General features: G+C 49.5%; 16 protein-coding genes. 9 read left to right on the top strand and 7 right to left on the bottom strand.

Features of this window, described 5'->3' with window-relative positions; genetic code table 11:
• Positions 1-533: 533 nt before the first annotated feature.
• Positions 534-980 (top strand): L,D-transpeptidase family protein, encoded by a 447-nt coding sequence (locus GL2_RS09000; RefSeq protein WP_232053805.1) that lies wholly within the window; start codon positions 534-536, stop codon positions 978-980.
• A 31-nt stretch (positions 981-1011) separates the two neighbouring features.
• On the opposite strand, the gene GL2_RS08995 is transcribed toward GL2_RS09000, so the two are convergent.
• Positions 1012-2439 carry a sodium:alanine symporter family protein gene (locus tag GL2_RS08995; RefSeq protein ID WP_143730336.1) on the bottom strand — a complete coding sequence of 476 codons (1428 nt, stop codon included), beginning with the start codon at positions 2437-2439 and terminating at the stop codon, positions 1012-1014.
• A gap of 166 nt (positions 2440-2605) precedes the next feature.
• A complete protein-coding gene (locus GL2_RS08990) occupies positions 2606-4120 on the bottom strand; it encodes an MFS transporter (protein ID WP_143730335.1) in 1515 nt (504 codons plus the stop codon).
• Positions 4121-4245: 125 nt separating this feature from the next.
• Here GL2_RS08990 and GL2_RS08985 point away from each other — a divergent pair, with 125 nt between their 5' ends.
• Together GL2_RS08985 and GL2_RS08980 are read left to right on the top strand one after the other, a co-directional pair.
• Complete coding sequence (locus tag GL2_RS08985) at positions 4246-6744, top strand: TIM-barrel domain-containing protein (protein WP_232053804.1); 2499 nt, start codon at positions 4246-4248, stop codon at positions 6742-6744.
• Between the two features lie 55 nt (positions 6745-6799).
• The gene (locus tag GL2_RS08980; RefSeq protein ID WP_143730334.1) at positions 6800-8698 is read left to right on the top strand and encodes an alpha-amylase family protein; all 1899 of its coding nucleotides are present in this window, start codon (positions 6800-6802) and stop codon (positions 8696-8698) included.
• Positions 8699-8756: 58 nt separating this feature from the next.
• Here the strand turns inward: GL2_RS08980 and GL2_RS08975 are convergent, their stop codons facing one another.
• The gene (locus GL2_RS08975) at positions 8757-10748 is read right to left on the bottom strand and encodes an alpha amylase C-terminal domain-containing protein (protein ID WP_143730333.1); all 1992 of its coding nucleotides are present in this window, start codon (positions 10746-10748) and stop codon (positions 8757-8759) included.
• Positions 10749-12267: 1519 nt separating this feature from the next.
• On the opposite strand from GL2_RS08975, the gene GL2_RS08970 reads away from it, so the two are divergent.
• Positions 12268-13119 carry a universal stress protein gene (locus tag GL2_RS08970; protein WP_143730332.1) on the top strand — a complete coding sequence of 284 codons (852 nt, stop codon included), beginning with the start codon at positions 12268-12270 and terminating at the stop codon, positions 13117-13119.
• A gap of 64 nt (positions 13120-13183) precedes the next feature.
• On the opposite strand, the gene GL2_RS08965 is transcribed toward GL2_RS08970, so the two are convergent.
• Positions 13184-14836: an alpha-amylase family glycosyl hydrolase gene (locus tag GL2_RS08965; protein WP_143730331.1), complete on the bottom strand. Its 1653-nt coding sequence runs from the start codon at positions 14834-14836 to the stop codon at positions 13184-13186.
• 274 nt (positions 14837-15110) lie between these two features.
• On the opposite strand from GL2_RS08965, the gene GL2_RS08960 reads away from it, so the two are divergent.
• From GL2_RS08960 to GL2_RS08950, 4 genes are all read left to right on the top strand, one after another.
• Entirely contained in the window at positions 15111-15971 is an 861-nt protein-coding gene (locus GL2_RS08960) for a DUF3014 domain-containing protein (protein WP_143730330.1), read from the top strand.
• Between the two features lie 573 nt (positions 15972-16544).
• The gene (locus GL2_RS22125) at positions 16545-16670 is read left to right on the top strand and encodes a hypothetical protein (protein WP_255505853.1); all 126 of its coding nucleotides are present in this window, start codon (positions 16545-16547) and stop codon (positions 16668-16670) included.
• A 314-nt stretch (positions 16671-16984) separates the two neighbouring features.
• The gene (locus GL2_RS08955; RefSeq protein WP_143730329.1) at positions 16985-17404 is read left to right on the top strand and encodes a tetratricopeptide repeat protein; all 420 of its coding nucleotides are present in this window, start codon (positions 16985-16987) and stop codon (positions 17402-17404) included.
• Positions 17405-17659: 255 nt separating this feature from the next.
• Positions 17660-17968: a hypothetical protein gene (locus tag GL2_RS08950; RefSeq protein ID WP_143730328.1), complete on the top strand. Its 309-nt coding sequence runs from the start codon at positions 17660-17662 to the stop codon at positions 17966-17968.
• A gap of 247 nt (positions 17969-18215) precedes the next feature.
• Here the strand turns inward: GL2_RS08950 and GL2_RS22335 are convergent, their stop codons facing one another.
• From GL2_RS22335 to GL2_RS22325, 3 genes are all read right to left on the bottom strand, one after another.
• Positions 18216-18422 (bottom strand): integrase core domain-containing protein, encoded by a 207-nt coding sequence (locus GL2_RS22335; RefSeq protein ID WP_370452136.1) that lies wholly within the window; start codon positions 18420-18422, stop codon positions 18216-18218.
• A 98-nt stretch (positions 18423-18520) separates the two neighbouring features.
• Entirely contained in the window at positions 18521-18916 is a 396-nt protein-coding gene (locus tag GL2_RS22330; RefSeq protein ID WP_370452135.1) for a DDE-type integrase/transposase/recombinase, read from the bottom strand.
• 184 nt (positions 18917-19100) lie between these two features.
• The gene (locus GL2_RS22325; RefSeq protein ID WP_370452134.1) at positions 19101-19352 is read right to left on the bottom strand and encodes a transposase; all 252 of its coding nucleotides are present in this window, start codon (positions 19350-19352) and stop codon (positions 19101-19103) included.
• A gap of 344 nt (positions 19353-19696) precedes the next feature.
• Between GL2_RS22325 and GL2_RS08935 the strand changes: the two genes are divergently transcribed.
• Positions 19697-19996 carry a hypothetical protein gene (locus GL2_RS08935; protein WP_143730327.1) on the top strand — a complete coding sequence of 100 codons (300 nt, stop codon included), beginning with the start codon at positions 19697-19699 and terminating at the stop codon, positions 19994-19996.
• The last annotated feature ends 1 nt before the right edge of the window (position 19997 follow it).

Below are 19997 nucleotides of genomic sequence, written 5' to 3'. Positions count from 1 at the left end.
TGCTAACCCATCCCGCAGTGAATGCCGAATATAAAGGCAATCTGCACTGGGGAATCACTCACTGTTGTCATATCCCTACTAACTGGGAGCCTGTCTCTCGCCCTGGGATTGGTAGCAGTATTGTTCACAACTGCAGTTGTTTGCACAGCCCACTGGCAATTGAGAGGTGTGTAATGCATAACCGACCTTCGCTGCAAAATCATCAAACCATACCTAAACGGAAAACGACCCTACAAAAAGTGCAGGGATCTCTACGTAAAAGCTCATCATTTGCCGCCGCCTTGATGGTTGCGGGTTCGGCAATATTGGCTCCACTGGCCTACGCCGTGGATTATTCCAATTCATACGCCCAACCAGGCTCGAGGTATGTCTCTCATCAGGGGCATGGAGGCCATTCTGGCGGGCATGCCAGGTACAACAGAGATTACAGATACAGAAGGGATTACAGGGGGCATTCGAGATACAGCAGAAATCAACGGGGATATGCAAGACACGGCAGGTACCAGAGGGAACAACCACGCTATGGTCGACATATGTGGTTTAAAGCCCATGTGCAGGGTGCACCTCGTATCGTGATCGATCTCAGTGACCAGATGGCCTACTTCTACAGAGGTGGACGCCTGGCAGGTATGTCTCCTGTCTCTACTGGCAAAGCCGGCCACCGCACTCCTACTGGTAACTTCCGTATTTCCGAAAAAAAATATAGTCACCGTTCAAATCTGTATGGTCACTATATAAGCCCCCGCGGCTATGTACTGCGCAGTAATGTAGATGTGCGCCGTCACCGTAAACCTGCCGGGTCTCGCTTTCGTGGGGCATCTATGGATTACATGATGCGGATTAATGGCCCGGTCACCATGCATGCCGGTTATGTACCTGGGTATCCAGCCTCACATGGCTGCATTCGTCTGCCCTGGCATATGGCTAAGGTTTTCTACCGCCACGCCAGAGTCGGAACAAAAGTTTCTGTCGTGCCTTAGGCAGAATTGGAGTGTCATGATAAAGGCGGACTTAACAGTCCGCCTTTTTCTTATTATTGGGCAACGTCTGACCCTCCCGTCGTGCGACTTCCATACGGGTGAAATAATCATGAGCAGCATGGTTAACATGTCGCGCCAGCAATAATGTGGAAACCATGGTGGGTACTGCCATCACTGCATACATGCCGATAATAATACTGTTGACCGCACTCAGAGACGCCACCGCACCCAACACTATCAGCACCATATAGAGCCCGGTATAAAACCCTTGCCAGCGGCCGCCAAAAAGAAATACATAGCATTTCATACCGTAATACCAGCAGGTGACGATGGTGCTAAAAGCCAGGGGAAATACCATAAATAGCAACAGAATGGGTCCCACCTGCCCAAATACCTGCGAAAATGCCTGTGCGGTCAAGGTCACGCCGGCCACACCCTCGCCCTGCTGCCAAGCCCCGGTGAGTAAAATCACCAGGGCGGTACAGGTACAAATCAATAAGGTATCCACGATAGGGCCTAACATGGCCACCACGCCTTCACGCACCGGCTCGCGGGTTTTTGCCGCACCGTGGGCCAAAGATTCCGTGCCTATACCTGCTTCATTAGAGAAAGCACCCCGGCTTACGCCAATCGTGATCACGGTGCCCAGAGCACCACCGGCAATGGCCTGGCCACTAAACGCATCACTAAAAATCAGGGCAAATGCCGCCGGTACCTGCTCCCAAAAATTTCCGATCACGATCAGGGTCAAGATTAAATAAAATAACACCATTCCTGGCACAACCCTCGCGGAGAATTTGCCAATACGCTGGATTCGCCCAGCAATCACAAACGCTGAGGCAATAGCGATTAATAAACCAATAATAAAATCAAACAACAGCGAACCGCCTGGCGCTACCCAGCCCAGTGGCTCGGCGAAAGATTCCCGTAATAATTGGGTAGTCTGGTTGGACTGAAATACCGGCAACATACCGCACAATCCAGCCACCGCAAATAAAACTGCCAGAGGCATCCATCGCTTGCCAAGGCCTTCGCGGATCACATACATGGGACCGCCCTGCAGTTCACCATTGGCATCACTGCCACGGAACATCACTGCGAGGGTAGCGGTGTAGAATTTTGTGGCCACCCCCACCAGGGCGGTGACCCACATCCAAAAAATAGCTCCAGGGCCACCGGCAGTAATGGCGATGGCTACACCGGCAATATTGCCCAAACCCAGAGTACCGGAGAGTGCTGTAGAGAGCGCTTGGCCATGGTTTACCTGGCCTGGATCATTGGCATCGTCATAGCGCCCGCTTAACAGCCCGATACTGTGGCTCAAGTGACGATAGGGGCGACCACGGGAATAAAGCAGTAATGCCAATCCACCACCGACCAGCAAGACAAGCAGCGGCGGCCCCCAGACAAAATTGGCAAAGTCCTTTAAGGCCTGCTCGATCGCATTAAAAATAGACATAGGTAGCTATAGTTTTCTGTGAGATTCAGCCAGTCTAGGTAGACTGGCACTAAGCTGTCAAAATTCGAGGTACTCCCCAAGCCCCAGGCCAATTCTTTGAAAAAGTTTGTTACCAATAAAAAAGCCCCTATTTAAGGGGCTTTTTATGGGAAAAGCGGATCTGTGTTTAGGTTGTGGTACCTGCCCGTACCACAGGCTCTGACTCTTCAGTTTCCCGCACAAAAAATACCGATACCGCACCGAGCAGCATGCTCACTCCGGCCAGCACAATTACGTATATCGCCTGGTTATCGAAAACAGACTTAAGGATCAGGCCTGCCAATAGGGCAGAAACAATCTGTGGAGCGGCAATGGTGAAATTAAAGATTCCCATATATACACCAGTTTTGTCCGCTGGCAGGGAGTCAGATAGGATCGCATAGGGCATCGCCAGGATTGCGGCCCAGGCGATACCGATACCAATCATCGGCAGCAACAGCCCCAGGGCACCGCTGGGAACAGAAACCTGGGTAATCAACAGGTTTACCTGAGTCGGCTCACCGCCCTGGAACAACAGGAACCCGATATAGCCCAGCCCACCCAGCGCTAAAGACAGAGAGTATGTCAGTTTGCGTCCCAATACCGTAGCTACTCGCGCCAGCACAATGGAAAACAAAGCCGCAAACAGCGAGTAGGCGGCAAAGATAATCCCCACCCAATCTCCAGCTGCCCCCTTTGCTGCGGCAATATGTGCGGGAATTTCCTTCACGGTTTCCAGATAGGCGGGGTCGAACCATTTGGCCTCCACATCCCAAACATGTTGAGTGATAGCGGGAGTGGTATACACCCACATAATAAACAGGGCGAACCAGGAGAAAAACTGCACCAGGGCCAACTGGCGCATCGTGCGAGGCATACTCAGCATCAAACGAAAAAAGCCTCCCAGCCGCTGGAGAAGCGTCCCTTTTTGTTTCCGCTCCTGTCGCAGCTGCTCTGCGTCAAGGCCTTTGTAAGTATTGTACTGCTCTGGTGGATATTCCTTAGTGCGTATAACAGTCCAGAGCACACTACCCAGCAGTACCGTAGCCCCAATATAAAAGGCCCCGATCACCGAGGGGGCCACTTCACCTGCCTTGGCAGTATTTTCCAGGCCAATCACATTGGTAAGGACAAAGGGCAACATGGAGCCAAAGATAGCGCCGATATTAATCAGCAGGGACTGGATGGAGTAACCCAAAGTGCGCTGTTCGGAGGGCACCATATCTGCCACCAGGGCACGAAATGGCTGCATGGTGACATTAAAGGCTGCATCCATCAGAGCCAGCATCACGCCGCCAAAAAGGATAGGGGCCACCAGTGCTACCACTAGGCCGGCATTGGGCATAAATGCCATACCCAATGCCGCAGCGATAGCACCAAACAGGATATAGGGATTGCGACGGCCGAAACGACTCCAGGTGCGATCCGATGCGGAGCCAACAATTGGCTGGACTAGCAAGCCCATCAACGGCGCCACTATCCAGAACAATGATAACGAGTGCAGGTCAGCCCCCAGGTCAGACAAAATCCGACTGGCATTGGCATTTTGCAGGGAGAAGCCAAACTGTACTCCCAGGAATCCGAGGCTGACATTCCACACCTGCCAAAACGGCAAACTCGGCTGCTGGGTTGCAGCGGCGGCGCCGCTAGCTGGTTGAGTCATAGGGATCACCGCATCTCTATTTATGCTTATTATGCCATTCTGTCACGCCAAACCCAGGCCTCCATCCCCCCAAAGGGGGAGGATGCGGGCACAAACCAGTGCCTTAGCATAGGCTTGGGTCCAGTGTGTCTGCACAGGTCCTGAGCCACTCACTGTCGAATAATCAACTGAAGTTCCGCGCGATGATCCCAAATCTGCCCCTTCTACGTCTTGTCTCTCTCGCCTGCATCCTCTGTTTAAGTATGCTGGCTGTTGCCAGCGAACAGAGAAGCTATCAGGCCCATAACCTGAGCAATAACCGGCTTACCATAAAACTAAGCGATGGAGAGGTCTCCCTTAATCCAGTGGGCCCCTCAGCACTAGCCGTTCACTACCATCGCGAAGGAATCAAGCAACTTCAATCCTTCGCTATTGCCTCCGGCCGGGACAATATCCCCAAAGCACATTTACGGGACGAAAAGGACAGGCTGCTATTCCGTTCAGGCTCCCTGAGTGCAGTCATCCACAAGTCTCCCTTCCGCATAGAGTACCTGCGCGGTGAAGAGCAAATCCTGAGCGAAGAGAGCGGCTTCTTCGCCACCGAGACACTGCGTGGCTTCCGCTTTGCACTGTCACCAAGGGAAAAACTACTGGGCGGTGGCGAGCGGGTACTGGGCATGGACCGTCGCGGCCAGCGACTGCCACTCTACAACCGCGCTCACTACGGCTATACCACCGAATCCAACCAGATGTACTTCTCGCTGCCGGCAGTACTGTCCAGCAACAAATATATTTTGCTGTTCGACAATTCCGCTACCGGTACTCTGGATTTGGGCGCCAACGAAGAAGATATACTGCAGTTTGAAGCCGTCGCCGGACGCACCGCCTATATCGTCGTGGCCGGTGAGACTTATCCACAGCTGCTGGAAAACTATGTGTCGACAACCGGCAAGCAGCCTCTGCCCCCGCGCTGGGCTTTGGGTAACTTTGCCTCCCGTTTTGGCTATCACAGTGAGGCCGAAGTCCGCGCGACCGTGGACAAATTTGCCGAAGAGGATTTCCCCCTGGATGCCCTGGTGTTGGACCTCTACTGGTTTGGCCCGGATATCAAAGGCCATATGGGCAACCTGTCTTGGGATAAAGAAGCCTTCCCCAAGCCAGAGAAAATGATGGCCGACCTCAAAGAGCGCGGTATCAACACCATCCTGGTGACCGAGCCCTTTGTGCTTTCCACCTCCGAACGCTGGCAGGAGGCCGTAGCCAATAATGCCCTGGCAAAAAACCTGGCCGGGGAGCCCAAGCGCTTCGACTTCTATTTCGGCAACACTGGCCTGATCGATGTCTTCTCCGAAGATGGCCGCGACTGGTTCTGGAATATTTACGACAACCTGCTGGAGCAGGGCGTCTCCGGCTGGTGGGGCGACCTGGGCGAACCGGAAGTTCACCCCGCCGATACCGTTCACGCGATCGGTATGGCCGATGAAGTACACAATACCTTTGGCCACGCCTGGGCACAGCTCCTGTATGAACGCCAAACCGCAAAATACCCGGAACGCCGTCCTTTTATTATGATGCGTGCCGGTTTTGCCGGCTCCCAGCGCTACGGCATGATTCCCTGGACCGGCGACGTGGCGCGGGAATGGGGTGGCTTACAACCCCAGGTAGAGTTGGCTTTGAGTATGGGCTTGCTGGGCTTTGGTTACACCCACTCCGATCTGGGTGGCTTTGCCGGCGGCGAGAAATTTGATCGCGAGCTCTATATCCGCTGGTTGCAATACGGCGTATTCCAACCGGTCTATCGCCCCCACGCCCAGGAACATATCGCCTCAGAACCGGTGTTCCACGACCGTCGAACCCGCAATATCCTGCGCGAGTACGTAAAATTGCGCTATCGCCTAATGCCTTACAACTACACCCTTGCCTTCGAAAACAGCCAGACCGGCATACCGCTGATGCGCCCATTGTTTTTTGAAAACGAGAGCGACCTCTCCCTTCTCGATTACAAAGATGCCTACTTGTGGGGTCAGGATTTCCTGGTAGCCCCTGTGGTAGAGGCCGATGTCGATGAAGTGGCAGTAAAGCTACCCGGCGGTACCTGGTTCGATTACTGGAGTGATAAGCAATACACCGGCGACCAGGCCCAGATAAAAGTGGACCTGAAAACCATCCCAGTATTAGTGCGTGCCGGCGCCATTATTCCCACCATCGGCGATATCCAAACCAGCCGTGACTATTCCAGTAAAAAGCTGACCTTGGACTACTACGCCCACGAATCTGCGCCAAATTCCCAGCGTTATATTTATGAAGATGATGGAGCTACAGCGCAGGCTTTTGAAAAGGGTCACTACGAAAAATTACATTTCTCTGCTGGGCGGAATAAACAAGGTTTGACCTTTGTCCTCAAACGAGAAGGCGAGGGCTATACCGGAGTACCGGAATCCCGCACAGTCACATTAAAAATCCACAACTGGCAACAGGTGCCAGCGCAATTGCGGATCAGCGGTGAATCCCTGCCTATTTTCGACAGTGAAAAAGACTTTAACCGGGCCAGTCATGGAGCCTGGTACCACAAGCGCAACCAGCAGTTGTGGGTTAAGTTTGACTGGCATAAAGACCGGCTGGATTTAATCCTCACAAACCCATAGCCCAGCGATCGGCTTTTTGCGATTAAAAATACACATTCAAAGTATTCAGGAACCCATGAAGACAGTACATTCCCTGTTTATTGCCAAACTCCTCGCCGCTGCACTATTCGTTATTAGCGGCTGTAGCCAGGAAAATAAATCCCAAGAGATACAGCCCGCTCCAAAAATGGCCGAAGAAAAAGCGGTTATCTATCAGGTGCTACCACGCCTATTTGGTAACACTAACGATACCAACAGGTCCTGGGGCACAATCGAAGAAAACGGTGTGGGCAAATTTTCTGATTTCACCCCAAAAGCATTAGAAGAAATTCGCAATCTGGGTGCCACCCATATCTGGTACACCGGTGCCCTGCACCACGCACTCGTTGGCGACTACAGCGAGTACGGAATCAGTAACGACGATCCAGACGTGGTCAAAGGCCGCGCTGGATCCCCCTACGCCATTAAGGATTACTACAGCGTAAACCCAGATCTGGCCGATAATCCCGCTGAACGATTACAGGAATTCCGTGCACTGGTGGAACGCAGCCACGAGGCCGGCCTGAAAGTGATTATCGATATAGTGCCCAACCATGTAGCCCGAGCCTATCAATCCCAACACAAGCCACGGGGCGTACGGGACTTCGGTGCCGATGACAACACCCAGGTCACCTACGCCCGCAACAATAATTTCTACTACGTCGTGGGTGAAGACTTTCGCGTGCCTGTAGCCAAAGCTGGCTACCAACCACTCAATGGGGAAGCCAACCCCCTTGCCAATGGGAAGTTTGCAGAGAGCCCAGCCAAGTGGACCGGCAACGGCGCACGCAGCGCACAACCCGCCATGCATGACTGGTACGAGACAGTAAAAATTAACTTCGGTATTCGCCCCGATGGCAGCAAGGATTATACCGAGTTACCCCAACATTATGCCGAACGCGACTACCGCGCCCATGCCCAGTTTTGGTCCAACAAGAAAGTACCTGACACCTGGAAAAAATTCCGCGATATCACCCACTACTGGCTGGACTTCGGCGTAGATGGATTTCGCTACGATATGGCCGGAATGGTACCGGTGGAATTCTGGAGCTACCTGAATTCCTCTATCAAAATGCACAACCCCGATACGCTACTGCTTGCTGAAATCTATACTCCGGAACGCTACCGCGATTACCTGCGCCTTGGGAAAATGGACTATCTCTACGATAAAGTCGGCACCTACGATGCCATTCGCGCGGTAATGGAGGACAAAGGCAGCACTGATAAAATCGCGGAAATTCAAGCAAACCTGATGGATATCTCCTCCCATATGCTGCGTTTTATGGAGAACCACGACGAACAGCGTATCGCCAGTCCGCAGTTCGCTGGTAACTCCCAAGCGGGCAAACCCGCAATGCTGGTTTCCGCCGCGCTCTCCCCTGCCCCCACCCTGGTGTACTTTGGCCAGGAATTAGGGGAACCCGCCAGCCAGGACGCCGGTTTTGGCAAAGCCAGCCGTACCACTATTTTCGACTACTGGTCAGTGCCGAGTGTACGCCGATGGAACAACCAAGGTGCTTTTAATTCAGACTTGCTAACGAATGACGAGAAGGGGTTACGCAGTTTTTACCAACGCCTGCTCAATTTTTCCACAGATAGTCCCGCTCTGCGTGGTCACTATATGGATTTGCATAACTACAACCGCAGCCAAAACTCGGACTATGGGGAAAAGCAATTTTCTTTTGCTCGTTGGGATAAAACTGAAAAACTCTTAGTAGTCGCTAATTTTGATAATGTAACTGCGAATTTCGACTTGCTGATTCCAGAGAAGCTTATTAAACAGTGGTACTTGAAAGACGGCAATTATCAACTGAATGGGCAAATCACCGATGAAGAGCAACAGCTAATTATTCTCAATGGGCAAGGTCGAATAAGGCTGGCTCTTTCCCCCTTTAAAAGCCATATATTTAAGCTTGAAAATATGACCCCCTATTGATGATTTAAAATAAAAACCCAGCTTATAGCTGGGTTTTTATTTTAAATCAAATGGAAGCTCAATCTACTATCAGATCATAAGTCATCGTCTGATCATTCACCTGTATTTTGTAACTTCCAATAACAGAGGTGTAAATATCAGATCCACCCCGCTCAAGAATATCATCGGCATTATTATCGCCGTAGTTCTCACTCCAGTCGCCACTGACATCAAATTTAAAACGTTGCTGGGATTGGCCATCAAAATTGACCTGAATTTCCCAAATATTGTTTGCTACTAACTGCATAGGCTCAGCACCCCAGCCGTTAGGCGTTCCACGGAAGTAAAGTGAGGAAAAATTTGAAGTATGGCTGCTGCAATCGACACAGGTAAGCGAATACCCGAGTGTTTTATCGTTCACCTCGACGATATAAGTACCAGCCACACTGGTATAAATATCGTTACCACCCAACTCAAGAATACCATCGGCGTTATTGTCTCCGTAGTTCTCACTCCAGTCAGTACTTATATCAAACTTGAAACGCTGATTATTACCGCCATCAAACATTACAGTAGTACGCCAGATATTATCTCCTATCAGAGTCATCGCCTGGGCACCCCAGTTATTGGCCGTACCGCGGAAATTCAACTGTGAAAACCCATTACCGGAACAATTATCACAGGGTGTTGCCAATTGGCCGCCATGAATCGCGGCCGCAGAATTGGCATTGACATTGAATGTTGCAAAACCATTGCTATCAACCTCAATTACATCACCACTGCACTCTTCATCGCCAGCCAGCACATTGCAATACTCTCCCGCAGGCATACCGGTATAGAGGGTTTGCCTTAAAGAACTGCTCTCATTGTTGATCAGCACAAAGCCCTTATTTCCACGACCAAAGGCAATCTGGTTATTGCCATTGTCCCACCAGTTGTCCATAGAGGTGCCGTCGACATAGTTACGGAAGCCCACCATATTGGCGATATTGCCCCAGCGATGCTGGCAGACCCAGTCACCGTTCTGACAATTATTTGGGCCATTACTGGGAGGACCAATATCAGTATCGGAAAAGTTGTATCCAGACATTATCTTGGGATAACCATAGGGATGTGCCAGCATAAACACATTGGCCAGGTTGTACTTGGCTCCATCGTGATAGGTCAGATTACCACCACCACCATGTCCGCGTTCCCGGTCGTGGTTATCGATGAAATGTACTGCATCACTTGAAGACAGTAGTCCCCAGCTCTCACCTATACTGGCCAGATTTTTAATCTGGCCATTGAAATTACTGGCGACATCAGTCCCATATTTAAATTCCGTTACATGGCCAAGGAAAGTGTAGTTGGAAGGCTGAATTTCAGAGGCTTCCCCCGCTGCACCAATCACTTCTGAGAAAATCCATGGATTGCCGGCCTTACTCATAATGCCCTGCATATCACCCGGAGACATATGTTTGACTGCATCTACACGGAATCCTGCCACCCCCATGCCCTGCAGTTTATTCAGATAGTCCGCCAGGGTTTGCTGGACATAGTTGGAGCCGGTATTCAAGTCCGGTAAGCCGCTGAGGCGACAATTCCAGACGTTGTTTGCATCGCTGTAATTATCAATGGTGCAATCAGAGTGGTAATCCCAGGATGAGAACTCCGGGTGGTTCAGAAGTGTCCATTGGGTGCCCCCCCAGCCTGTACCACCGCCACTCCAGGCGGCAGTATGGTTAATCACCACATCAGCATAAACTTTAACACCCACTGCATTGCAACGGCTGATCATGCTTTGCAGCTCCTGCTCAGTACCACTGCGACTGGTGAGATTTGTATATGTCACCGGCTGATAACGCGCCCACCAGGTTGAGTGACTGATATGCTCATTGGGCGGAGATATCTGCACCGCATCGAAGCCCTTGGGACCGAGGAAGTTCTCACACTCACTGGCGATATCATTCCAGCTCCACTCAAACAAATGCACAAAGGCAGTACCAGCACTCACGTGACTACTGGACAATGCACCAAGCACAATGCCCGCACCTCCCAGTAAGCTTCTCAGAGCAATATTTTTTTTCATTTTAGTTTTCCTTATCTCTCATCTTTCGCTGTTATTTTTTGGAAGATCGGGAAATTTTTCAGGCTATCCAGGCCCAACTGGTCAGCGCTGGCCACTCCCAATATCGCGCTGTTTAAGTGCAAATAAGGCCTACAACGACCACGGAGAACCAGAATGTAAGAGTAAGCAGGCAGGCACAGGCATTCCCATCTGGTATAACGCAGAAATATCTATCGACAACAGCTCGAGATGACTGCCATTGGGAATCAGGTGAAAGGTCGTTAACCGAATAGGTAAACGGCTGGGAGTGAAACCTCTCATCAGTGGTGACCATACTTATTCTTGTGATATCTGACCCGAGTTTGAGGATTTCGCCCCAAAAATACATGGCTTTGGCCTAATGACCGACCCTCTTCCGGGGGTGTGGTCTATGACAGAATAAGCAAGTGGTACTAACGCACACATCCCCCTAGAGGGGGGCGTAGTGGCTTTTTGTGCAATGATTTGCTCTACGCCAAGGGAGGATTAGTGCAGCTACAAACAAGAACATAGCTCAGGTTTAAACTTCTGTAGACAGAGAGAGGCTAATCAGTGAAGGGTAGCTTGAGTAATAATCATTCTGTAGGCTAACCAAGAAACACCTAAATAAAATTTCATTTTATTACACGTAGAATCAAGTTTAGATATCTCAGGCTGAAAGTACATACTGACTATGAGTGGAAAAATGTGATTGGCGTAGTGCTATAAAACGTAATCCAATAACTCCTCATCGCTGCGGTAGGCCTGTCGTCAGATGAAAATATTTTCAGTACAGAATTCCTCTCGCAGACAAACCTGTAGGCCTATCCTTTTAGAGGAATCCGGTTTACCAGTGTGAATTGTCATCCAACGGCCTCCAGTATCAGGCCAACTCCAAAAACAGACGCTGCTACTATTCTACGCACCTGCTAATCAAGTTCGTACTCTCTCAATGTATTCTTTGGTCATTAGTTTGATGCCAGGTGGGTATTCATCTCTGTGCTGGCGGTATACTCTTAGAGGGGCTGCAAAATCAAATTCCGGAAAATAAATGTATGTTTATACGTACTTTATGACACTCTCTTTCGTAGATCCTGATGTAACTTTTCTTATCATGAGAAAAGCAATGGAAAGTAAGCTTCTACCCTGGTTTTGCCAAGCTTCGTCACTAATCCGGCCGTATACAATCCACCAAACCTTAGAGAGATTTTGCTGGAAAATTGCTAAATAAACAGCCTGAGCCTCTTGATTGATTCTGGCACTTCCAGAAATTTTCCAGCCTCATAAAAGTCAGCATGCAACTCCGAGTCTGATCACCACCAAGATACTCAAGCACTTGATCTGCCTCAACACAGCTAAACCAAGTTACTTCATTATGCGGCTTCGGGCAGCGTGGAATGGCGCCTAATTCAACGTTTCTCTATAACAAAAACTCCTCGCCACCAGCGCCCCGTGATAGATTAGACCCAAGAGTCAACTGCATAAGGCAGGGACCGGAAATACCCTTTGATCTGGAGGAAAAATGGAGCAACAAAGCACCGTATTCGTGGTAGTGGACCCCAACGATGAAAAGCATGTAGCTCTGGAGCGAGCCCTGACCACTTCGCGGGACCGGAATCCCCAACCGCGTTTGGCGGTATTTGTGGCAGTTGATGGCGAGGCCGTAGACACTCGCGCAGTGAACGATCACCTCTTCCGCGACGAGTCCTGGTTCCGCGAACAGATCCGCGATCCCATTTCCGCCGCCGGACTCACCTGTGAAATTACCGTGTGCTGGTCCAGCGACTGGCAAGCTGCCATCGTACAGGAATCCAAACGCTGCAACGCAGAAATGATCTACCTTCCAGTACATGCAAAATCCAGCCGTCGATTTACCTTTGCTGAGTCTAAATGGCGGGTGCTGAAGACCGCGCGTTGCCCGGTGGTACTAATCCGCCCTGGTGCCAAGGAGGAGCGCAAAGTTGTGCTGGCCACCGTGAATTACCAGGCAAAGACTCTGGAACAGCGCCAGTTAAACCGTCAAATCAGTGAACGCGCTACTTATATCGCCGGACACTATGGTGCCGAATTACACCTGGTCAATGCGTACCTGGATTCCATGCTATACCCGGATCGCGGCGCCTTGGCCAAGCTTGCCGATAAGACCGGTGTCCCCACCCATCGTATCCACGTAAAACGCGGCTATACCAGTGATGTGGTTGAAGAAGTGGCCCGAGAAATTGATGCGGACTTGGTGGTGATGGGAACAATGAACCAGTATGGTGAGACCGGTTCATTCTTGCGAGGTAATACCGCCGAGCGCGTTATCGGCCAGCTGGATGTGGATGTGATGGTCTGCAACCAGTTCACCAGCACCGACATGAAAGGCGATTAAGCAACTTATATAAACTTATATTAGCCCCGGCAATATAAAAATTACCGGGGCTTTTTTATATAATCTATTTATTCTTCAGCTTGGCTGAAAGCAACAACAATTCACCATCGGTAACAAGAGTTACCTTCCCAACTTTCACTTTCGTACGCTTACCCGAATAGTAGTCCATCAGCTCGAGGCCATCGGCAAAAACCCCTTTTACAGAAATAGTTTTCTTTCCCTGGGGTACATCCAGGGCGACAACAACCGGCTGTTCACCCGATAAGGTGCGAGCAAAAGTATAGGGGTTGTCTGCAAGTTTTTGATGTTCACCGGCACCGACTGCCGGATGAGCCTGGCGGAACTGGCCGAGTTTCTGCCAGTGGGCCAATAATTTACGGATCTCAGGCTTTTTCAGGTCGTCCCAGTTCATATTGGTACGCATGGAAGCATCGCCATAAGCACGTTTATCAATCATCGGTCGTGCCAGCTCATCGCCGTAATAAATCTGCACTGCACCGGGAGCCAGCATCAATTTGGTGGCGGAGCTTTTTGTTTGCTGGCGTTCGCGATCAAAAGAGTGATGATCATCATGTGACCCCAGGTAATTAAGCACCCCAAGCCCTTTCAGGTCACTATTATTCAGCGCGCTCGAATAACTGGAAAAAATCTCCTCGTGAGACTGTCCGGCAACCTGAGCAAAATCGAAGTTAATCAGGCTGTCAAAACCATACTGATAAAAATCCACCTTCTTATCGCTATAGTCGTAGGCGCGTCCGACTGTGGGACCATAATTATTCACACCAAAGTGGTAGACCTCCCCCACCATAAAGAAATCACGATCATTAAGTTTCTTGTGCGGGTTTTTGGCTTTCCACTCCTCCAGAGCCAGGTCTGCCTCTTTTTTCAGTGTTGCCCAGGCCTCTGCCTCAACGTGTTTAACGGTATCTACGCGGAATCCATCGACACCGTACTCGCGCACCCAGTCGGTCAACCATTTGATTAGATAGTACTTGGGCGCGCGAGGATAACCAGTACGCTCAAAGAACACCTCCAACTCGCGCTGCTCTTGCTCCAGGCGGCCCTCTCTTTTCCACTTTTCCACCAGTTGCGGCGGCAGCTCCACAGCCTCCTCACTCTCGGTGAGGATATCGGTGAGGTTCGCATGAATTGCACATTCAACATTACCGGTATAATCCGACCAGTCGCACTGTTGGCCATCACGTAACCAGGTGATGGGCCATGCTGGGTCCTGCTCGGTAACAGGTCCTGTGTGATTGAGAATCACATCCATTAATACGCGGATACCACGACTATGAGCAGCATCAATCAACTCTGCCAGCTCGACCTCAGTACCGAAGTTGGCATCTACAGCGGTCCAGTCCTTGGGCCAGTATCCATGAAAAGCATAGGTACGCTTGTCTGAATCGTTGAAGCCGTGGATATTCTCAATCACCGGGGCCATCCAGATAGCATCCACCCCGAGATCACTAAAATATCCAGCCTCAATTTTATCGATCACTCCGCGTAGGTCCCCGCCTTCAAAGCCGCGTAAATAGGCAGCATTGTCTTTACGACCATAGGGAAAATCGTTTGTCGTATCGCCATTAGAGAAACGATCCGGCAACATGAAATAAACAGTCGCATTGCGCCAGAAAGGATCTACCGGCTCGATGGCAGCAGCAGCTTGTGCGACTCCGATCAACATGGCCATCAAAAAGCTGGTCAATTTATGCATTATTTCCTCTCTTTTCTACCGGTCGCTATTTGTCCAGTCCACTCTAATATGCACAGTAGAACACACATCCTCCCACAAGGGGGCGTAGTCTAAGGCTCTTAAATGTGTAACACCGCATATGTGAGCTTCCCTTCATCACTATACGAAAATGCAATTCCCCTTTGCGACTGGCCCCGGCGGAGAGTAATGTAAAACTCATGCACCACGAAGAAACCGCAGGGCTTTGCCGTGGTCCAACCATTACATTCTGATAGAAGCAAAAAGGAGGCAGGGAATGTCGGAACACCAGTCTAGGCAAGGGTGGATCATCGGAATTATTGTGGTGATTGTCGTCGCCGCAGCAGCCTATTGGTTGTGGACCGGCGAGGAAAAGAAGAATGAAGTTCCCATCACCAAAGTAATCGAAGAGCCCCAAACCACCCCCGAACCGGAAACAATGACACAGCCTGAGGTGGCAGCTCCCGCACCGGAACCCCAGGAACCCGCACCGGCGGAAGAACCTGCCAGGGAACCCCCTCCCCCTCTGAATGAGAGTGATAAGACCGCTTACGACGACTTGATGGCTCTGGCCCCAGACAACGCCCTTTCCCGCTGGCTGGTGCCCGATGAGGTGATTCGCAAGTGGGTCGCCGCTGCCAATGCAGGTTCTCGTGGAGAGTTGATTCACAAGCATCGGCCGCTAAAAACGATTCGCGGCCCGATTATTGTTACTGGCTCATCTATGGAGGGCTACCAATTATCACCCGACAACTATCGCCGGTACGACCAGCCGGTACGATTGTTCGCACTGATGAACACTGATACTGCTGTAGGTCTCTATCAATACTGGTACCCGCGTCTGTCCCAGGCTTGGGGCGAGCTGGGCATTCGTAACAAGACTTTCCACCAGATAGTCATTGAGGCCATTGACCAGGTGTTGGCAGCACCGGAGATAGAGGGCCCCATCCAGCTAGTACGGCCGTCAGTGTATTACAAGTTTGCCGATCCAAAACTGGAGAAACTACCCGGCATTCAAAAACTGATGATCCGTATGGGTCCCGATAACGCCACACGGGTAAAGGAAAAGCTCAAGGAGCTAAAGGAAAAACTGGAGGCCATGCCTGTCCAGAAACCCGAGACAAACCAGGCCCAGTAAACAACTTGCTAACCCCTTCTTCCGGCTGGAAAAGCGGCTTTCTTGCCGCAACCAGTCCGGAGGAGGTAGCAAGCGAAATCACCAGGGACAGCACATCGCCCATCATTTGCCCTGGCGCCCACAGGAACCACTCACCACCACTCTCTATCTAAATAAGCTACCACCTCAATTCACAAAGCTGCTTTGATCAACATGTAGTGCAGCCTACAGAGCCCTTCAGCCTAATATTATCCCCCGGCTTATTCGGGTATATTACCGGCATATCCGGTAAACCAGCCGGGCAAACACAAGGTAAAATGGAGTGCCCGCTGCCGGCCTAGATCTCAGCACTGCACTAGAGCTTTTTGGGCGATGATCAAGTAGTTCAGGAAGAGCCTTTGATTTGCTGGCTACACCGGGAAAATCACCAACCTCCTCCCCACTTGCTCTGCTGGCCGAGAATCGACCCCTTGTCAGAATCAATACCAGCTGCTGATAATAATTGAAGCTCACCTTGAACAATCGCTTCCTCGGCAGGTTACTTGCCACCACCGTCTTTCTAATCACCTCTATCAGCAGGATATACCCAAGTATATGGAGCAATTCAACCGGCTGGTTAAAGCTCTGCAATACCAATTCTGGGCAAAAGGAAAACCTTCAGGCGAGCGTAAAAACAGCAAAGAGATGAAAAACCTGATTGAGTCAATAATCAAAAAATAAGCCATGAGAAAAATGTTTATTATCTCTGGAATTCTGCTATGCACAGAACTCGATCAGTTACGCCACTTATTGGGATACATATCTAGAATTTCCCCAATCTCTCAATACCGTTACCTCTCAACAGAGATATCTGGAAGAAATAGCTGCAATTGAATCCGAGTAAAAAGCCTGTAAATATGCCGCTTCTCAAGGATCTTGCCAGGGCAAAATTTAAGCTTGCTAACCTATTCCTTAAAGGGCAAGGGGTCCAATAGAGTTCAGATAGGGCAATTAAATACGATACACAGGCCGCGGAAGATGGTTCTGCCCCAGCGATGAATACCCTGAGCTTGCTCTACCTCAACAGCAAATGGGAGCGGCAGGATTATGCGAAAGCCTCCAATTGGTTTGAACGTGCCGCTGAGAATAAATCTATGTATGGCTATTTTAACCAGGATCGTATTTACGAAGAGGGATTGAGGGTAGAACGCAGCCAAGCACACGCCCTGGCACTTGACAAGGAATCCTCAAGCCTTGGACATGCTACATCTTCGCTAAAGCTGGCTAAAGTGCATAGTGTAAAGAACGCAAGCAGCAGCGATTTGGAAGTGGCCTTGTACTATTTGAAAAAGGCTGCCGAGCAGAGTGAAAATAACAACATACAACATACTTTAGAAAAGTGTCAGAAATCTCAAACTTGCAACAATATGGAATTAGGAAAGTTACTCAGGTTTTTATCCACCAAAAACCAGTAATCAATCACTTACGTGCTCAACCCTGCGATCTGAAAAGGAGTCCGGATCGCAGTACTCAATCCTTCCCCTTCTTCTCAGCTTACTCCCTTTCATCACAGAATAGTGGAAAAGAACCCCTCTTATCGACAGGCTCTAGAGCGTTCAAATTTTTTAACAAAACTGTGAATACCTATTCGACTTCACAGAATAACAAGTAGGTCTCCCTATAATTCGATCCGATTTATACCAAGTGCAATCAAAGCAATCGGGACAGACATGAACGAGTCTTTAAAATTACTAACAGCCATGAGTTTATCCGTTTTCCTTACAGCCTGTGGAGGCTTTGATAATGACGGTAATAATGATGGCAACGCTGTAAGTGGTAATAAAGGCACAGGCAACGATAAGGATACACCAGCGGTGATCACTGGTGGTAAAGGGGTTGCCACTGAAGATAGTAAAACCTCAACTTCCGGCCAGTTGAATGATAGCATTAAAGCCAATCAAACTTTTGAGGAATCAGAGCTTCAGGGAGAATATGGCAATCTGGAAGTCTCTCGGATGGCAGCCGGAACTACTCTCTGAATGGCGAGCTAGCTGATCCACTGAATGCAAATGAAATTGTTACAGATAAGTTCACAGTTGGTTTTGGGAGCAACAAAGAAACCACAATAATAACCATATCTATAACTGGTACTGATGATCCCTATACATTTGACCCTGGCTCGCCTCTCGCAAATTTAGTGGTGGATAGCAAGGAATACGCTCAAGGAACCATGATAATAGAGGATATCGATGGCGATGTTGTGGTCAAGTCTAACCGGACACCTCTCTAAGCACATTTCTCAAATTCGATGGGAGTTACATCTCCTAGAGTTGTGTGGATTCGGTGTGAATTGTAATAAGAGATATAGGCCCTCACATCTGATATCGCATCCTTCCTTGTCGAGTAGAGATTTACAGTTAACCACTCCCGCTTCAAACTGCCAAAAAAGCGCTCAGTCAGTGCGTTGTCCCAACAATTTCCCTTACGGCTCATTGAGCACATCATCCCATGCTGCTTCATGAGCGCTTGGTAGTGTGGCTAGTATACTGACTGCCTCTATCAGAGTGATGTAGCAAGCCTTTTGGCGGTGCTCATAAATTAACAGCCATGATCAACGCACGGCTTACTAGTGTAGTTTCCATCTGGTGGTCCAGATGCCAGCCAACAATCCGACGTGAGTAGAGATCGATAACTACCGCTAAATAAAACCAGCCCTGCAAGGTCCATATGTATGTGATGTCAGTAGCCCAAACTTGATTCTTAGCGGCCGGTGAGAAATTCCTATTCAAAAGATTCTCTGCGGCTGGCAGGCAGTGTTTGCTATCTGTCGTCAAAGTAAATCGTTTCTTGCACTTTACCACCAACCCCAGCTGTTTCATTAGCTTGCGAACTCGATAACGTCCAATTTTAAAGCCTTCTTTGCGTAATAGCTTCATGAGATGGCGGCTTCCAAGGCTTTGTCGAGACTCAACAAATAAAGCCTTCAAGCGGCGGCACAGCTTCTATGTATGGCTATCTAATGAGCTATCACTATCGCGGCACCATTCGTAATAGCTACTCTTGCTTACCTGCATCACCCGACAAATAGCCCTAATAGGAATATTCCTTTGCTGCTCCTGAATAAAGCTGTACTTTACTTCATTTATTTCACAAAGAAGGCGCTGGCCTTTTTTAGGATTTCTTTCTCCATGCGCAGCTGTTTTTTTCTTGTCGTAACCGATCTAGCTCAGCGCGCTCACCAGTATCCAATCTTACTTCGCTCTCCACTTGCTTCAGCTCTTTTATCCAACGTCGCAGGTTACCTGTGGTGGTTCCTACAGCCTCTGCAGCTTTAGAAATCGAGTATCCTTGCTCGGAGACTAGGGCTGCGGTGTATTTCTTGAATTCCGGCTCGAAATGCCGGCGTTTACCTTTTATTGTCATACTTCACCTCGCTTGGTGGTTTTACCACCCTAGCGAAGGGTCCGGAAGGATTAGACCACTACATTATTACGTCAACTATCATATCGCTCACGATATACTTAACCCAATATCACATTTTGAGGGTTCAGTAACTGTTCATTATCTCAATGGTAGAACATCCAACCATGTTGCTGTACTTGAGCAACCAGGTGACAGCTTTACCGATTCGAAAATTGGACTCTCAATTACATATAAGTCCATGAATTCTTCCAGTAAGTCAGCTGTTGTTAATGTAAGCTATGGACAATAGTTTCTGAATAACTAGACTTATTCCAACCTGAATGGTTCTTAAAAGGATAAATATTATGTTAAGAATTCTGATATTGATCGCGGGATTGACTCTTACTTTCTTTGCTCAAGCAGAAGAAGTTGTTACTGGAACTCTGGAGGAAATTATCTCTGAGGACTTTGAGACTGGGAAAGTAGAAAGACGCTTCTCCCTGAAAGATGAGCAAAGTGGCCACTACTACTTCATTGAAGTAGATGAATTGAAACGCAAAGGCATGAAAACCGGGGATCGAGTAAAGATACGTGGTGAGCGTGGCGAAAAGCGTATGCTACATATCCGGGAGACCCAGAAACTTAAAACCGAAGGAGAGGAATAAG

Source organism: Microbulbifer sp. GL-2 (genome assembly GCF_007183175.1).
GTDB lineage: Bacteria > Pseudomonadota > Gammaproteobacteria > Pseudomonadales > Cellvibrionaceae > Microbulbifer.
This window is presented reverse-complemented; position numbering and strand designations above follow the sequence as displayed.